14 protein-coding genes and 2 tRNA genes are annotated in these 13,122 nt (G+C 59.4%); 11 read left to right on the forward strand and 5 right to left on the reverse strand.

The genetic code is table 11. The features are described from left to right. The first annotated feature begins 199 nt into the window (after positions 1 to 199). A complete protein-coding gene (locus ACWFVE_RS07050) occupies positions 200 to 1,576 on the forward strand; it encodes a class II fumarate hydratase (RefSeq protein WP_447528572.1) in 1,377 nt (458 codons plus the stop codon). 16 nt (positions 1,577 to 1,592) lie between these two features. Here ACWFVE_RS07050 and ACWFVE_RS07055 read toward each other — a convergent pair whose 3' ends face one another. Beyond that, positions 1,593 to 2,663, reverse strand: coding sequence for an endonuclease/exonuclease/phosphatase family protein (locus ACWFVE_RS07055; protein ID WP_447528573.1), 1,071 nt, complete (start codon positions 2,661 to 2,663; stop codon positions 1,593 to 1,595). A 170-nt stretch (positions 2,664 to 2,833) separates the two neighbouring features. Here ACWFVE_RS07055 and ACWFVE_RS07060 point away from each other — a divergent pair. Both ACWFVE_RS07060 and ACWFVE_RS07065 read left to right on the forward strand, forming a co-directional pair. Then, positions 2,834 to 2,910 (forward strand) — tRNA-Val (locus ACWFVE_RS07060). 24 nt (positions 2,911 to 2,934) lie between these two features. Beyond that, positions 2,935 to 3,011, forward strand: a tRNA-Val gene (locus tag ACWFVE_RS07065). A gap of 65 nt (positions 3,012 to 3,076) precedes the next feature. Here ACWFVE_RS07065 and ACWFVE_RS07070 read toward each other — a convergent pair. The 4 genes from ACWFVE_RS07070 to ACWFVE_RS07085 form a co-directional block, all read right to left on the reverse strand. Next, positions 3,077 to 3,556 carry a GAF domain-containing protein gene (locus tag ACWFVE_RS07070; protein ID WP_447528574.1) on the reverse strand — a complete coding sequence of 160 codons (480 nt, stop codon included), beginning with the start codon at positions 3,554 to 3,556 and terminating at the stop codon, positions 3,077 to 3,079. A gap of 96 nt (positions 3,557 to 3,652) precedes the next feature. Continuing rightward, positions 3,653 to 4,447 (reverse strand): MetQ/NlpA family ABC transporter substrate-binding protein, encoded by a 795-nt coding sequence (locus ACWFVE_RS07075; RefSeq protein ID WP_447528575.1) that lies wholly within the window; start codon positions 4,445 to 4,447, stop codon positions 3,653 to 3,655. Positions 4,448 to 4,551: 104 nt separating this feature from the next. Further along, complete coding sequence (locus tag ACWFVE_RS07080) at positions 4,552 to 5,205, reverse strand: methionine ABC transporter permease (RefSeq protein WP_447528576.1); 654 nt, start codon at positions 5,203 to 5,205, stop codon at positions 4,552 to 4,554. Then, positions 5,186 to 6,229: a methionine ABC transporter ATP-binding protein gene (locus tag ACWFVE_RS07085; protein WP_447528577.1), complete on the reverse strand. Its 1,044-nt coding sequence runs from the start codon at positions 6,227 to 6,229 to the stop codon at positions 5,186 to 5,188. The genes ACWFVE_RS07080 and ACWFVE_RS07085 overlap by 20 nt, the downstream gene beginning before the upstream one ends. Positions 6,230 to 6,648: 419 nt before the next feature. Here ACWFVE_RS07085 and ACWFVE_RS07090 point away from each other — a divergent pair, with 419 nt between their 5' ends. The 8 genes from ACWFVE_RS07090 to mobB all read left to right on the forward strand — a co-directional run bounded on the left by ACWFVE_RS07090 (position 6,649) and on the right by mobB (position 13,122). Next, complete coding sequence (locus tag ACWFVE_RS07090) at positions 6,649 to 7,269, forward strand: riboflavin synthase subunit alpha (RefSeq protein WP_447528578.1); 621 nt, start codon at positions 6,649 to 6,651, stop codon at positions 7,267 to 7,269. Positions 7,270 to 7,429: 160 nt separating this feature from the next. Next, a complete protein-coding gene (locus tag ACWFVE_RS07095) occupies positions 7,430 to 8,728 on the forward strand; it encodes an NCS2 family permease (protein WP_447528579.1) in 1,299 nt (432 codons plus the stop codon). Positions 8,729 to 8,766: 38 nt separating this feature from the next. Continuing rightward, a complete protein-coding gene (locus ACWFVE_RS07100; protein ID WP_447528580.1) occupies positions 8,767 to 9,312 on the forward strand; it encodes an adenine phosphoribosyltransferase in 546 nt (181 codons plus the stop codon). 8 nt (positions 9,313 to 9,320) lie between these two features. After that, positions 9,321 to 9,800 (forward strand): xanthine phosphoribosyltransferase, encoded by a 480-nt coding sequence (gene gpt / locus ACWFVE_RS07105; RefSeq protein ID WP_447528581.1) that lies wholly within the window; start codon positions 9,321 to 9,323, stop codon positions 9,798 to 9,800. Between the two features lies 1 nt (position 9,801). Beyond that, a complete protein-coding gene (gene ung / locus ACWFVE_RS07110) occupies positions 9,802 to 10,485 on the forward strand; it encodes a uracil-DNA glycosylase (RefSeq protein WP_447528582.1) in 684 nt (227 codons plus the stop codon). A gap of 79 nt (positions 10,486 to 10,564) precedes the next feature. Next, positions 10,565 to 11,194 (forward strand): uracil phosphoribosyltransferase, encoded by a 630-nt coding sequence (gene upp, locus ACWFVE_RS07115; RefSeq protein ID WP_447528583.1) that lies wholly within the window; start codon positions 10,565 to 10,567, stop codon positions 11,192 to 11,194. A gap of 130 nt (positions 11,195 to 11,324) precedes the next feature. Continuing rightward, positions 11,325 to 12,554, forward strand: coding sequence for a uracil-xanthine permease family protein (locus ACWFVE_RS07120; RefSeq protein ID WP_447528584.1), 1,230 nt, complete (start codon positions 11,325 to 11,327; stop codon positions 12,552 to 12,554). A gap of 28 nt (positions 12,555 to 12,582) precedes the next feature. Further along, positions 12,583 to 13,122: a molybdopterin-guanine dinucleotide biosynthesis protein B gene (gene mobB / locus ACWFVE_RS07125; protein ID WP_447528585.1), complete on the forward strand. Its 540-nt coding sequence runs from the start codon at positions 12,583 to 12,585 to the stop codon at positions 13,120 to 13,122.

A 13,122-nucleotide genomic window follows, 5' to 3' on the forward strand; every position in this document is an offset into this window, starting at 1 on the left:
TTGCGCCGAATGGAGGCGACCTGGCCCGGGTCGTCTTTGTCGCGTTCTGTCGGTATGCGCTGTCCTATTGCGCCCACCTGGCGCCGCGTTTTATGCGGACAAGCAGGGCTTTATATTGTCGCGAGCCGCTACAGTGACTAGGGTGAAGGGTAGCCGCGCTAAACGCGCGCACATGGGTTGAGCACAAAGGAGACGTTGTATGGAAACACGTATCGAGCGCGATAGCATGGGCGAACTCGAGGTACCGGCGGGTGCACTTTACGGTGCCCAGACCCAGCGGGCGATCAATAACTTTCCGGTATCGCATACGCCTATGCCCACGGCGTTCGTGCACGCGGTCGCGCGCATCAAGCTCGCCGCCGCGCGCAGTAATCTTGAACTTGGCCTCTTGGATCAGGCGCGTGCCCAGGCGATCGAAAAAGCCGCGCAGGCGGTCATCGATGGTGAGCACGACGATCAGTTCCCGATCGATGTCTATCAGACCGGCTCGGGCACCTCGACCAATATGAACGTCAACGAAGTGCTGGCCACTCTTGCTTCAAGAGAAGGGGTCGAGGTAACCCCCAATGATCACGTGAACATGGGGCAGTCGAGCAACGACGTCATCCCCAGCGCCATTCACGTGGCCGCCGCCATTGCCGTGAAAGAGTCGCTGCGCCCGGCGTTGGTGACGCTTCGCGAGACCATCGACCAGCGCGCCGGTGAGCTAAAAGACGTGGTCAAAACCGGGCGTACCCACTTGATGGATGCCATGCCGCTGCGCATGGACCAGGAGTTGGGTGCCTGGTCAAGCCAGGTAGGGCAGGCGATCGAGCGTTTCGACAGCGCCATGGAGCGCCTGCAGAGACTCGCCCAGGGGGGCACCGCGGTGGGTACCGGCATCAACGCCCCGCAAGGCTTTGCCGAAAAAGTGGCCAACGACTTGAGCCGCCAAACCGGGCTTGCGTTTTCGCCCAACGACAGCTTCTTTGCCAGTCTCTCGGGCCAGGACGCCGCCGTGGAGCTTTCCGGCCAGCTCAAAGGGTTCGCGTGCGTGGTGATGAAGATCGCCAACGACCTGCGCTGGATGAACTCCGGGCCGCTGGCCGGGCTTGGCGAGATCGAGCTCGAGGCGCTTCAACCGGGCAGCTCGATCATGCCGGGCAAGGTGAATCCGGTGATCCCCGAGTCCGCCGCCCAGGCCGCCGCTCAGGTCATCGGCCTGGACACCGCGATTACCGTGGCCGGCCAAAGCGGCAACTTCCAGCTCAACGTCATGTTGCCGCTGGTGGCCTCGAACCTTTTAAACGCGATCACGCTGATGAGCAACACGGCCGAGCTGCTCGGCAAGCGGGCCATCGCAACCTTCAAGGTGCGCGAAGATCACCTCAAGGAGCCGCTGGCGCGTAATCCCATTCTCGTGACGGCGCTGAACAGCACGATTGGCTATAACGCTGCCGCCCAGGTGGCCAAGAAGGCGTATCAGGCCGGCCGGCCGATCATTGACGTGGCCGAAGAGGAGACCGATCTGGACCGCGCCACCCTGGAGCGCCTGCTCGACCCCACTGTGCTAACCCAAGGGGGCGTACCGGAGTAACTCATCGCAAGGCGGATCAGTGCTCCTGCTTTTCCGTCTTGCCCTCGACGATGGTCTCGTCAGCTTCTTCACGCTCCTTTTCGCTTGCTTCTGGCGTTTCTTGCTCCTCTTTTTGCGAAGGGCGGTAGCAAAAGGTCGCCAGGATGGGGAAATGATCCGAGCCAAAGGCTTCAAGGCGGCGCATGCCGACCAACGTAAAATGCTCGGTCACGAAGATATGATCCAGCGGCCAGCGTAAAAAGGGGTAGCTTGCGTGGAAGGTGCTGAACATGCCGCGGCCCCGGCGCGGGTCGAGCATGCCGCCTACGCGGCAAAACCGGCGAGTGGTATGCGACCAGGCGACATCGTTGAGATCTCCCGCCACCAGGGTCGGTTCGGGGTTTTCATGGATTTGTTCACCCACCCATAAAAGCTCGGCGTCCCGCCAGAGCGATTTATCGCTTTCGCTGGGCGCCGGTGGGCGCGGGTGTACCGCGTAAAAGCGGATTTTTGCGCCATTTTTCAGCGTTACATAGGTGTGGATCGACGGGATATCCTCCTGAATCAGCCTTTTGACCTCCGTGTCGGTCAGTTCCAGGCGTGAGTAGAGGTGCATGCCGTACAAGTTGTCCAGCGGGATCTTGACGCTATAGGGCCACTGCTCGTCCAGTGCGGTGTCGAGCTGCACCTGCCACCACTGGTCGGATTCCAGGGTCAGGACGATATCCGGTTGGTGCGCTTCGATCATTTGAAAGAGCTTGCGCGTATTGTGATTGGTCGTCAGCACGTTCGCGACCAACAGCGTAACGGTTTGCTCCTCCGGCGGGTCGTCGGCGGCGTTGACCTCCACGGGCCAGATTTTCGTCCAGGGCAGAATGTAGCCCACCTGAACGACCAAAGCGCTGAACGAAAAGATACCTGCCAGCGACCGCCACGGCCCTGTCTCGAGAAAAAAGTAGACCGCCAGCGCATTCAAAAAAGCAAGAAGGGCGATCTGGACGCGGGGGAATTCAAAGCTGCGAATGAACCACCAGCGAAGCGGTATATGAGGCATTAAAGTGGCTAGAACGAGCGCCACCGCCGTGCCAGCAAACAAGAACTCCAGCAAATCAACCCCCTTAACTCAGGATAAGAAACTATATGGGGTAAGCTTAGCTTTGTTGCGAAAGACGTGTCGATGTAAAAGAGAACTTTCTTTTCAACACCCTACGAAAATGTCGTGAGGTAAAAAACTGGTTGCAATTACGCTGTGAAGAAGTAGAATACGCACCGCACTGAAGGACCATAGCTCAGTTGGTTAGAGCGCCACGTTGACATCGTGGAGGTCGGCGGTTCAAATCCGCCTGGTCCTACCATTTCGCATTAAAGTGCCTGCTTGAAGGACCATAGCTCAGTTGGTTAGAGCGCTACGTTGACATCGTAGAGGTCGGCGGTTCAAATCCGCCTGGTCCTACCAAATTTAAAAACGCCCCGGCCGAAAGGTCGGGGCGTTTTGCGTTGAGGCGCTTATGTGATCAAGGTTTAAACCGCCAGCGTTTGAGCCGTAAGCGTCGTCTTGCGAATAAAGGTCGCCACTAGCGCCTCGATGCCCGCCTGGTCTTCCTGGCTAAAGCGGTTAAGCTCGGGGCTGTCGATATCCAGAACGCCCCATACCGCGCCGTCGACCACGATGGGCACGACCAGCTCCGACTGGGAGGCAGCGTCACAGGCAATGTGATCGGCAACGGCGTGTACGTCGTCTACCCGTTGGGTGGTTTGGGTGCGCGCCGCTGCCCCGCAAACGCCTTTACTAAAGGGGATCGGGTTGCAGGCGGGGTTGCCCTGGAACGGCCCCAGATGCAGCACCTCGGGCTCGCGTTGAAGGTAAAAGCCGACCCAGTTGAGCGAACCCAGCGACTGCATGATGAACGCGCTGGTCTGGGCGCTGTTGGTCAGCCAATCGGAGGTGTCCAGCAGGGCGTCGAGCTGGCGGTTGAGTAGGGCGTAGTCTACGTAAGCCATGTCATTTTCCTTATAAACGAGCAGGCCGGCCTTGCGGCCGGCCCTTATGCATTCAAAGTACGCCAAACGAGGCGTTGGGTAGTTTGCCTTGGGGAGTTACTCGATCCAGCCCGGCACGGCGCCGCCCTGGAAGAGCTCTTCGGCTTTTTCGATGACTTCGTCGCGCTGGTAGGCGTCGACCATTTGACGAATCTCTTCGCGCTCTTCGTCGCCGCTACGCACCGCAATCAGGTTGACGTAAGGGGACTCGGCGCCTTCTCGCACCAGCGCATCCTCCAGGCTCAGGCCGGCCGGCTGGGCGAAGGTGTTGTTGATGAATGCCATGTCCACGTCCGGCAGTACGCGCGGCAGCTGCGCGGCTTCGATTTCGCGAAAGCGGAAGTTGCGCGGGTTTTCGGCGATATCGATCGGCGTGGCTTCGAGATTCTCCGGGTCGTTGAGTGTGATCAACCCTTCGTTATGCATCAGAATCAGCGAACGGCCTTCGTTGGTCGGATCGTTGGGCAGGGCGATCTGCGCGCCGTCCGGCAGGTCAGCGATGCTGTCGAATTTTTCCGAATAGGCGCCGATCGGGTAAACGAAGGTGTAGCCGGCAACCGTAAGGTCGTAGCCGCGGTCGTTGTTCATCGTTTCAAGATAGGGCGCGTGCTGATACGCGTTGGCGTCGAGGCTGCCGTCGGCAAGGGCGGCATTAGGCGTCACGTAATCCGTGAACTCGATGATCTCGACGTCCAGGTTGTACTCATCCTTTGCGATGCGCGCGGCGACTTCCATCACCTCGGTTTCCGGGCCGGCCACGGTGCCCATCTTGATGCTGCGGGCTTCCTGGGCGTTGGCCACGTTAACGGCCAGGGTCAAAGCGGTCAGTCCGGTGAGTAGCTGTTTTTTCATGCGAGTTCTCCTGTAAGCGAATAGTGACGATATTAAAGCAATAAAAAATCCGCGCATAATTCTTTAAGGTTATATGGGCGATAGCGATTTTATTCAATGCCTGGCTACTTGCGATCGCTTTTGCGCACAAGGTAGTCGCCCAGGCTTTGAAAGCCTTGCACCATCACCACCAAAATCACCACCGTCGTCAGCATGATGGTCGGGTTGAAGCGGTTGTAACCGTTGCGAATGCCTAAATCCCCCAGTCCACCACCGCCGACCGCACCGGCCATGGCCGAATAGCTGACCAGCGTGACCACGGTGATCGTAAGGCCGGTAATGATACCGCCCCGGGCCTCGGGGATCAGCACCTTGCAGATGATCTGCCAAGGGGTGGCGCCCATCGCCTGGGCGGACTCCACAAGACCCGGAGAGAGCTCGTTGAGCGCCCCTTCGATCAACCTGGCAACGAAAGGGATGGCGGCGATCGTCAGCGGTACCGAGGCGGCGTTGATGCCGATCGAGGTGCCGACCAGCATCCGTGTGAAGGGAATGATCGCCACCATCAAAATGATGAACGGAATCGAGCGGCCGACGTTGGTAACGAGGCTAAGCAGATGGTTGAGCACCGGCATGGCCAGAATCTGACGCGGGCGGGTTACGTAGAGAAGTACACCCAGCGGCAGGCCAAGCAGCGTCGAGATCGCCCCGGAGATGGCCACCATATAGAGCGTGTCCAGGGTTGCCTGCCAGATAAGATCAAACATCGCGCTGGACATAGCCAAGTACCTCTACCTGTAGTTGATGCGCTTGAAGATAGGCCATCGCCTTTTGGGTCTGCTCGGCGCTACCGAGCAGTTCGGCGATCATCAGCCCCAGGGTGCGCTCCTGAATGGACTCCACCTTGGCCTGCAAAATACTCACGTCGACGTCGCACTCTCGGGCAAGCCTTGAAATCAGCGGCGTCGAAACCGCGTCGCCGGAAAACGTCAGGCGCACCACCGGGTGGCTGTCAGGGCTTTGCACGTCGCTTAGCCGCGCGATGAGCTCCTTGGGCGGGCTTAGCTGTAAGAAGTCGTTGAGAAACTCGCGGCCCAGGGTCGTGGCCGGGGCGGTAAAGAAGTCGCCTACGTCGGCGTCTTCGACCAGCTCGCCGCCGGAAATCAGGCTCACCCGGTGGCAAATCGACTTCACCACCTCCATCTCGTGGGTGATCAGCAAGATGGTGATGCCGAGCTTTTGGTTGATATCGCGCAGAAGTTCGAGAATCGAGCTGGTCGTCTGCGGGTCGAGGGCGGAGGTCGCTTCGTCACATAGCAGCACGTGGGGATTGCTCGCCAGCGCCCGGGCGATCGCCACGCGCTGCTTCTGCCCGCCTGAGAGCTGGGCCGGGTACATCGTTGCCTTGTCCGCCAAGCCGACCATTTCCAGAAGCGGCGTCACGCGGGTTTTGATCCCGCGGCGCTTCTCACCCATCAGCTCCAGGGGTAGGGCGACGTTGTCGAAGACCGTGCGGGTGGTCAGCAAGTTGAAGTGCTGAAAGATCATGCCCATGCGGTGACGGGCCTGGTTGAGCTCGCCCCGGCTAAGGTGAGTGATGTCGCGGTTATCGACCAACACGCTACCTTCGCTGGGCCGCTCGAGCAGATTGACGCAACGGATGAGCGTTGACTTGCCCGCGCCGGACAGGCCGATCACGCCGTGAATGGCGCCCCGGGGAACGGTTAAATCGACATTTTTCAGGGCGTGGACCGCGCGGGGGCCGCTGCCGTAGGTTTTACTGACGTTTTTGAGTTCTATCATGGCGTCTGCCTTAACGTGAGGCCAAAGACGTGAGGTGCAGGGGGAGGGGCTTAAAATAAATAAGGCCACCCCTTGGGGTGGCCATCGACGCTGGACACACCCTTTTAGCTGCACTTCACCGCACTTGGCTGGTGGACGCCCGCAATCCGGGTATAAATCGGCGTCTAAACTATTAGCGGCGAGAGTCTAGAGAGGGCCTGTCAGCTTGTCAATTAAAGTGGCGCGAAAACGCCACCTGCGCCAAATCGAAAGCATTCGACGCACAAAGCGGCGTTTTAGAGCCCGTTAGGCGCTCGAAAAAACGACAGCCGTACTCGCCCTGGTCAATAAACCCTACTCGGCCCTTTAGCTTGAAGCGGGTTAAAGGCGATAATAGCGGTTTGCAACACGTTCAGGCCCGCAGGGCGTTAGGGGGAGTGATGTTTACAGGCATTGTGCAAGGCGTTGGCCGGGTTGTCGAAATCCGTGAGCTCGAAGCGTTTCAAACCCATGTAGTCGAGCTTTCGCCAGCGCTTTGCGAAGGGCTCGAGCTTGGTGCCTCGGTGTCGCATAACGGTGTGTGCTTGACCGTTACCGCCATCGACGGCCACCAGGTAAGCTTTGATCTCATGCGCGAGACGCTGCGGTTGACCAATCTTGGTGCAGTGAGCGTTGGCGATTGCGTCAATATAGAGCGCGCCGCGCGCTTCGGCGACGAGATCGGCGGCCACGCCATGTCCGGGCACATCATCGCCATGGCGGATGTGGTGGGCATCGACGAGGCGCCCAACAACCGGCGGCTGTGGTTTTCGCTGCCCAAAACCCTGGGGCGCTTCGTTTTCGAGAAGGGCTATGTCGGCGTCGACGGTATCAGTCTCACGGTGGGGGATGTGCGCCCGGCGGGCGAAAACATCGAGTTCAGCGTCAATCTGATTCCCGAAACGCTGCAGCGCACGGTATTGAAAGAGCGCCTGCCCGGCGCCCAGGTCAACATCGAGGTGGACCCGCAAACCCAGGTCATCGTGGAAACCGTCGAGCGGGTGCTGGCGGCGCGCGCTTGAGGCTTTGACCAGTTGGTTAAGTAGTGGTTTGAAAATTGCTGGAGAATCAGAGCGGGGAAGCCCGCACTCATCGGCTGCGCGCCGAAGCTCGCATCGCTTTCGGGCTTTCGGTAGACTGTGCGGCTTTTCTCGCATCACCGGGCGCAGGGAACAAAACGATATGAAAGGTTTGGACAACTACTTCAAGCTCACCGAGCAAAATACCAACGTCAAAACCGAGGTGATCGCGGGCATCACCACTTTTTTGACCATGGCGTACATCATCTTCGTCAACCCGAGCATTTTGTCGGAAGCGGGGATGGACTACGGCGCGGTGTTCGTGGCGACCTGCGTGGCGGCGGCCATTGGCTGTTTCGTCATGGGCCTTTGGGCCAACTACCCGATTGCCCAGGCGCCGGGTATGGGGCTCAACGCCTTCTTCACCTACGGTGTGGTGCTGGGCATGGGCTATACCTGGGAAGCTGCGCTCGGGGCGGTATTTCTTTCGGGTCTGACCTTTTTCCTGCTGAGTATTTTCAAGATCCGCGAATGGATCATCAACGCCATACCCCTTTCGCTGCGCTTGGGAATTGCCGCCGGTATCGGGCTTTTTCTGGCGATGATCGCGCTTAAAAACGCCGGTATCGTCGTTGCCAATCCGGCAACGCTCGTCGCGATGGGCGATCTCTCCGAGCCTTCGGCCATTTACGCGCTGCTCGGCTTTTTCGTGATTACCGCGCTTGCCTACTTAAACGTTACCGGGGCGGTGCTGATCGGTATTCTGGGCGTGACCGTTGTGGCCATGCTCCTGGGGCATAACGAGTACGGCGGACTGATGTCGATGCCGCCGTCCATCGCGCCGACCTTCATGGCGATGGATTTGGCCGGCGCTTTCGACGTGGCGATGCTCAGCGTCATCTTTGCCTTTTTGTTCGTGGACTTGTTCGACACCTCCGGCACGCTGGTGGGCGTTGCCCATCGCGGTAAGCTTCTGGATAAAGACGGCAAGCTTCCGCGCATTGGCCGCGCCATGATGGCTGATAGCACGGCTTCCATGTCCGGTGCGGTATTGGGTACCTCGACCACCACCAGCTATATCGAATCCACCGCGGGTATCGCTTCCGGCGGGCGCACGGGGTTGACCGCCGTGGTTGTGGGTGTGATGTTCTTGATCAGCCTGTTCTTCGCCCCGCTGGCGGGCTCGATCCCGGCCTACGCCACCGCTGGCGCGCTTTTGTACGTGGCGGTGCTGATGGCGGGTAGCCTGGCCCATGCCAACTGGGAAGATCCCACCGACGCCGCGCCGGTACTGATCGCCGCGATTGCCATGCCGCTGACGTTCTCGATTGCCGACGGCATCGCGCTGGGCTTTATGAGCTTTGTCGGTATCAAGACGCTGTCCGGGCGCTTCAAGGACCTCAATCCGGCGGTGATCGTTCTGGCACTGCTGTTTGCGGTGAAATTCGTATTTTTCGGCTAGGCGTTGGCCCGGCTTTGTATTAACCAATGAGAGACGCGATGAGCATTTACGGCGACTACATCAAGTCCGTTATTCGCACGGTTCCCGACTGGCCCGAGCAGGGTGTCAATTTTCGTGACATCACGCCTTTGCTACAAAACAGCTCAGCCTTTCGTAAACTGATCGATAGCTTCGTACACCGCTATCAGGACATGAATCTGGATGCCATTGCGGCGATCGACGCGCGCGGTTTCATCATCGGCGCACCGCTGGCTTATGAGCTTGGTTGCAGCTTCGTACCGGTGCGTAAAAAGGGCAAGCTTCCGTTCAAGACGATTAGCGAAACCTACACCCTCGAATACGGTGCCGCGGAAGTGGAGCTTCACTCCGACGCGTTCGAAAAGGACGACCGGATTTTGCTGATGGACGACTTGATCGCGACCGGTGGCACGATGCTGGCTGCCGCCAACCTGATCCAGCGCTGTGGTGGTCAGGTGGTCGAGACCTCGACGATCGTCGATCTGCCCGAACTCGGCGGCTCTCAAAAGATTCGCGACGCTGGCTTTGGCGTGTTCGCGGTATGTTCATTTAACGAAGACGAGTAATGCCTCTCATGAGCAGCGAACGCTACCACCAGCACTTCACGGTTTCCTGGGACCAGATCCATCGCGACGTTCGGGCCCTTTGCCACCAACTGATCGAGCGCGATTTCAAGGGTATCGTGGCGATCACCCGGGGCGGGTTGATTCCTGCCGCGCTGATCGCGCGCGAGCTCAATATCCGCCTGATCGACACGGTCTGTATCAAAAGCTACGATCATATGGACCAGGGCGGGCTCGATATCATGAAGGGCGTGGACCACGACGGCGAGGGCTGGCTTTTAGTGGACGACCTGGTCGATACCGGTAAAACCGCCCGGGCCGTGCGTGAAATGCTGCCCAATGCCCACTTCGTCACCATTTACGCCAAGCCCGACGGCCGCCCGTTGGTCGATCAGTACCTCACGGAAGTGGGCCAGAACTGCTGGATCCAGTTTCCCTGGGACATGGGCATCGCCTATGTCGAACCGCTCGCCGATCAATTGAAGAAATAACATGACCGACCCTCTCCCCAAGGACTGGAGCCAGTGGCTCGGCCAGGAGTTCCAGGCGGATTACATGGCTGCGCTAAAAGCGTTTCTGGCCGATGAGAAAGCGGCTAAAAAGGTCATCTATCCGCACTCGTCCAACTGGTTTCGCGCCTTCGAGCTCACGCCTTTGGAAGAGGTAAAAGTCGTCATTCTGGGCCAGGATCCTTACCATGGCCCCCACCAGGCCCACGGGCTCTGTTTTTCGGTCAAGCCCGAGGTTCAGGTGCCGCCGTCACTGCTCAATATCTACAAAGAGCTTGAAAGCGACGTGGGCTTCACGCGGGTAAACCACGGCTTTTTGGAACCCTGGGCGAAGCAGGGGGTGCTGCTTTTGAACACCGCCCTGACGGTCGAGAAGGGCAACGCGGCCTCCCACCGGGGCAAGGGGTGGGAGAATTTTACCGATGCGGCGATCAAAACGGTCAGCGAACACGCCGGACCCTGCGTTTTTCTCCTGTGGGGCAGCCACGCCCGTCAGAAGAAAACGCTGATCGATCGAACGCGCCATTTGATTTTGGAATCGCCGCACCCGTCGCCGCTTTCCGCGCACCGCGGCTTTCTGGGTAATCGCCACTTCTCCCAAGCGAACCAGTTTCTGGCCGAGCAGGGACGCCCGGTAATCGAATGGCAATTACCCGCCACCCCTTAACCTTGGGGGCGGTTGCGGGTAGAATGGCGCGCAATTTTGCGCTAGCCGAGCGCTTTTAACCCTGCAGTGAGGTAGTTTCATGAGTGTCCACGCCATTGATCATCCGCTTGTTCAGCATAAATTGGGGCTCATGCGGGAAGGCGGTTTGAGCACCAAGAGCTTTCGCGAGCTGGCAGGTGAAGTCGCCAAGCTACTGACCTACGAGGCCACCAAGGATCTCGAGGTCGAAGACCATCAGATCGAAGGGTGGAATGGCGAAGCCATCGCGACGCGGCGTTTGAAAGGCAAGAAGGTGACCGTCGTGCCGATTCTGCGCGCAGGCCTTGGCATGCTCGAAGGGGTCACCGACCTGATTCCCAGCGCCCGGGTCAGCGTCGTCGGGCTTTACCGCGATGAAGAGACGCTTCAGCCGGTACCGTACTTTGCCAAGTTCGCCAACGACATCGAAGAGCGTATGGCGATCGTGATCGACCCGATGCTCGCGACCGGTGGCTCGATGGTGGCAACGCTGGATATGCTACGCGAGCGGGGCTGCGACAGCATGAAAGTGATCGTGCTGGTCGCGGCACCCGAAGGCATCGAGCGCGTTCAAAAAGACTACCCGGATATCGAGATCTACACCGCGTCCGTCGATGAGCGCCTCGACGAAAACGGCTATATCGTGCCGGGCCTTGGCGATGCCGGCGACAAAATATTCGGCACGCGCTAAGCGCGCTGTCTTGAAATGCCCCTTACGCTTTGCGTCGGGGGCATTTTTTTGGGCGTGAAAAACGCCCCGGTACCCATCCCCCTGACAAGCCTGCCCTGATGGGCGACAAAATGAATGTTAAGGACGCTGCATGAGCACTGAATCATCGCCAGATGGCTGGCCCAAGACGCTGTTGACCGGGGCGCAAATGTTGTTCGTCGCCTTTGGCGCGCTGGTGCTGGTACCGCTATTGACCGGGCTCGACCCAAGCGTTGCGCTGTTTACCGCCGGTGTCGGCACGCTGGTCTTTCACAGCGTGACCAAACAGAGTGTGCCGGTTTTTTTGGCCTCTTCATTTGCGTTTATCGCACCTATTCAAGGCTCGATCGCAAGCTTTGGCGTCTCTGCCACGCTTGGCGGGCTGATGGCCGCCGGTATCGTTTATACCGTTATCTCTCAGGTGGTGCGTATCAAAGGCACGGGCTGGCTGAATCGGCTGTTACCGCCGGTTGTGGTAGGGCCGGTCATCATGGTGATTGGCTTGGCGCTGGCGCCGGTGGCGGTGAGTATGGCGACCGGGGAAACCAGCGATAACATCGGCTATGGTCAGGCGATCTTTCTCTCCATGGCGAGCCTGGCGGTCACGCTGGTGCTGGCGGTGTTCGGCCGCGGGCTTTTGCGCCTGGTGCCGATCATGGGTGGGGTCGCTACCGGCTACGCGCTCTCGCTGGTCATGGGGGTGGTGGACTTCACGCCCATTCACCAGGCGCGCTGGCTTTCGGTGCCGGCCTTTACCGCGCCGAGATTTCACTGGGCGGCGATACTGTTCATGATCCCCGTAGCCATCGCCCCGGCGGTCGAGCATATTGGTGACATGGTGGCGATCGGCTCGGTCACCCGGGAAAACTATCTGGAAAAGCCCGGGCTTCACCGTACGCTTTTGGGCGACGGCCTGGCGACCTGCGTGGCGGCGCTGTTTGGCGGGCCACCCAACACCACCTATTCCGAAGTGACCGGCGCGGTCACGCTGACCCGGGCGTTCAATCCGGTGTACATGATCGTGGCGGCGGTGCTGGCCATTTTACTGGCCTTCATCAGCAAATTGGGCGCGCTTTTGCAGACCATTCCCGGTCCGGTCATGGGGGGCATCATGACATTGCTGTTCGGCTCGATTGCGGTGGTGGGCATGAATACGCTGGTGCGTGCGGGGCAGTCGCTCACCGCGCCGCGCAACCTGGTGGTCGTCTCGCTTATTCTGGTCTTCGGGATTGGCGGTATGCAGTTCGGCGGCGGGCAGTTTACGCTACAGGGCGTTAGTTTGGCCGCGCTTGTCGGTATTGCGCTGAACGCGCTGCTGCCACCGGAAAAAGAGCTTGCCTGAGGTTGGGTCAAAGGAGATTTCCCTGGAAATGATAAAAACGCCTTTTCCCGTGCTCGGCATAGCCGCCTGGAGCTCGACGGGTAAGACCACGCTTTTGACAAAGCTTCTGCCGCGCTTGCGCGAGGCGGGGCTCGATGTAGGGGTGATCAAGCACGCCCACCACAACTTCGATATCGACAAGCCAGGCAAGGATAGCTACCGGCTTCGCGAGGCCGGTGCCGCGCCCATGCTGGTAGCGTCACACCGGCGCTACGCCTTGATGCAGGAGACACCGGGCCAGGACGAGCCGGACCTTGGCCATTTGCTTTCACTGATGACCGCCCACGCGCCGGACCTGGTCATCGTCGAAGGCTTCAAGGAGTGGCCGCTACCCAAATTGATTCTCTATCGCGACGGTATCGGCGACCCGGATATCCTGCAAAGCGACGGTGTAAAAGCGGTGGCGCTAAAAGGGGCGCCGCCCGAGACGCTGGACGCTTCTATCCCGCGGCTAAACCTTGATAACATCGATGAGATTGCGCGCTGGATCCTTCAGTGGTCCAGCGCGTCCCGTGACGACAAAAGGTAA

It is taken from the genome of Vreelandella mediterranea, assembly GCF_970647075.1.